Here is an 870-nt window from a genome sequence, read left to right as displayed (position 1 = left end):
TGCGTTACCCGGGGAGGCCTGAACACGGAAACTGAGGAACGCGCTCACGGCAGCAGGAACAAGTGCCCCAGGCCTCCGCCGTCATACTCAACCACGGGCTCGTCCGCACCAGAGACAGCCGACGTCGACCAGGTAACGCCCCACCATCATCCCAGCCACGGCCCGGCACCCAGCAAACAGCCCACCACAGCCCCATCAAATTCTCATTAGACCAGGTGGCGGCTTCGCCGCCAGGAATGATCAACTTCATCGCCTTGCGTCTCGGAAATATAAGAAAAAAGCAACGCACGCCCTGTGGGGGGCGGTGTCATGTTGAGTTTGTCTACTGTAGTCAGTAAGCCATGTAAATCGGCATGGTCAACATCTCCAGCGGCCAGCTACTTGGATCAGGCTACCAGCGACGCGACAAAGGTTACGCATGGCCAGAAATCGCTGCGGAGAATCTTGGGGCGGTTCATACTTCCACGCCCTAGGTGCGGAATCTGCTTCGCTAATCCCAAGCGGGTGCCGAGGCATACGTCATCAAACCGGCTCTGCACACTACGCCTGAAGCCGTGTTCGACGCCTGACGCTTCGCAACTTCAGGGCTGTAGCGGAGTGCGACGGCGATGGTGTCCGGAAACGGCGACGCACCCACTCCCGGCAAGATCATGATTGTCGAGGAAATGATCGCCGGGGAAACGGGTGTGTCGTGGTCGGGGGTACGTCGTTGGGTGTGGATATCGCGTGGATGGTCGGGCTGCCGGGTGGTGCACGTCGAGCGCCCTACCTGCCAAGATGAGACGAGACAGGCAGTACTTTCCATCTAGGCTGGCTTGGGCGGGGCTGGGAGAGGTAGATCGTGACGATGATGCTGACGGCCGGGCGGGG

This window comes from Frankia sp. CeTa3Moorea, assembly GCF_978021225.1.
This window is presented reverse-complemented; position numbering follows the sequence as displayed.